At 49.9% G+C, this 2354-nt stretch carries 2 rRNA genes; both read right to left on the bottom strand.

Annotated features, from left to right (window positions below):
- A 5S ribosomal RNA gene (rrf, locus tag PTSHG_RS08935) occupies positions 1–116 on the bottom strand; the annotation flags it as partial.
- A gap of 31 nt (positions 117–147) precedes the next feature.
- A 23S ribosomal RNA gene (locus tag PTSHG_RS09720) occupies positions 148–2354 on the bottom strand.

Raw genomic sequence — 2354 nt, forward strand, 5'->3', positions numbered from 1 at the left:
ACTGGCGATGACTTACTCTCCCAGGTCGTTGCCAACCAAGTACCATCAGCGGACTAATGCTTAACTTCTGTGTTCGGTATGGGTACAGGTGTGTCCATTGTCCTATTCTCACCAGATTTACTTAAAAACTAATCTTTCTTATCTCTCTTGGTCAAGTCTTCGACCTATTAGTACTCGCTAGCTGAACACATTGCTGTGCTTACACCTTGAGCCTATCTACCTAATTTTCTTCTAGGGGTCTTATCTTGCGAGGGAAATCTCATCTCGAGGGGGGCTTCGGGCTTAGATGCCTTCAGCTCTTATCCCTTCCAAACTTAGCTTCCCAGCTATGCACTTGGCAGTACAACTGGTGCACCAGAGGTTTGTCCATCCCGGTCCTCTCGTACTAAGGACAGCTCCTCTCAAATTTCCTACGCCCACGACGGATAGGGACCGAACTGTCTCGCGACGTTCTGAACCCAGCTCGCGTGCCTCTTTAATGGGCGAACAGCCCAACCCTTGGGACCTACTTCAGCCCCAGGATGAGACGAGCCGACATCGAGGTGCCAAACCTCCCCGTCGATGTGGACTCTTGGGGGAGATAAGCCTGTTATCCCCGGGGTAGCTTTTATCCGTTGAGCGATGGCCCTTCCACTCGGTACCACCGGATCACTAAGTCCTGCTTTCGCATCTGCTCGACTTGTTGGTCTCGCAGTTAAGCTCCCTTCTGCCTTTGCACTCTTCGCACGATTTCCATCCGTGCTGAGGGAACCTTTGAGCGCCTCCGTTACTCTTTCGGAGGCGACCGCCCCAGTCAAACTGTCCAACTGAGAGTGTCCCTTCCCCAGATTCATGGGGGTAGGTTAGAATTCTAGCATTAAAAGAGTGGTATCCCAACGGTGGCTCCATAGATACTGGCGTACCTATTTCTCTGCCTCCCACCTATTCTGTACATTTAATCCCAAAATTCAATCTCAGCCTACAGTAAAGCTCCACGGGGTCTTTCCGTCCTGTCGTGGGTAAGCGGCATCTTTACCGCTACTACAATTTCACCGGATCCTTTGTTGAGACAGTGCCCAAATCGTTACACCTTTCGTGCGGGTCGGAACTTACCCGACAAGGAATTTCGCTACCTTAGGACCGTTATAGTTACGGCCGCCGTTTACTGGGGCTTCAGTTCTAAGCTTCGCTTGCGCTAACTTTTTCCCTTAACCTTCCAGCACCGGGCAGGTGTCAGCTCCTATACTTCGTCTTTCGACTTCGCAGAAACTTGTGTTTTTGGTAAACAGTCGCTTGGGCCTTTTCACTGCGGCCCCCTTTTACAGGGGCTCCCCTTCTCCCGAAGTTACGGGGTCATTTTGCCGAGTTCCTTAACAAAGGTTTTTCCGCTCGTCTTAGGATTCTCTCCTCACCTACCTGTGTCGGTTTACGGTACGGGCGATACTTCTCTTGTAGTGGCTTTTCTTGGCAGTGTGGATTCATAAGCTTCTCTACTTGTTTTCGATCCGCATCACGCTTCATCCTTATTGGAAAGCGGATTTGCCTACTTTCCAGACTTTGCGCTTGCACGCCTCACCAACTGGGCGCTCTTATTTTCCTCCTGCGTCCCCACTTCCTTTATTGCGATTGTATCGGTACAGGAATTTCAACCTGTTGTCCATCGACTACGCTTTTCAGCCTCGCCTTAGGTCCCGACTTACCCTGAGTGGACGAGCCTTGCTCAGGAATCCTTGGGTTTTCGACGGGTGAGATTCTCACTCACCTCTCGCTACTCATGCCAGCATTCTCTCTTGTATGGTGTCCACAGTGCCTTACGGCTTCTGCTTCGTCCTCCATACATTGCTCCTCTACCAACGTTTAACGTTCCATAGCTTCGGTATATAGTTTAGCCCCGGTTATCTTCGGCGCAGAGTCACTTGACTAGTGAGCTATTACGCACTCTTTGAATGAGTGGCTGCTTCTAAGCCAACATCCTAGTTGTCTCAGTAACTCCACATCCTTTCCCACTTAACTATAATTTTGGGACCTTAGCTGATGGTCTGGGCTCTTTCCCTTTCGACTATGAAGCTCATCCCACATAGTCTGACTCCCTAGTGCATGATATGGTATTCGGAGTTTGATAGGTCTTGGTAACATATGCATGCCCCGCGACCAGTCAGTGCTCTACCCCCTTTTCATGTTTCCACTAGAGGCTAGCCCTAAAGCTATTTCGAGGAGAACCAGCTATCTCCGTGTTCGTTTGGCTTTTCACCCCTATCCACAGGTCATCCGATAGCTTTTAAACGCTACCCGGTTCGAGCCTCCATTGAATTTTACTTCAACTTCACTCTGCCCATGGATAGATCACACGGTTTCGGGTCTACGACTATTAACTT

It is taken from the genome of Peptoniphilus senegalensis JC140 (assembly GCF_000321025.1).
Classification (GTDB): Bacteria; Bacillota; Clostridia; order Tissierellales; family Peptoniphilaceae; genus Peptoniphilus_A; species Peptoniphilus_A senegalensis.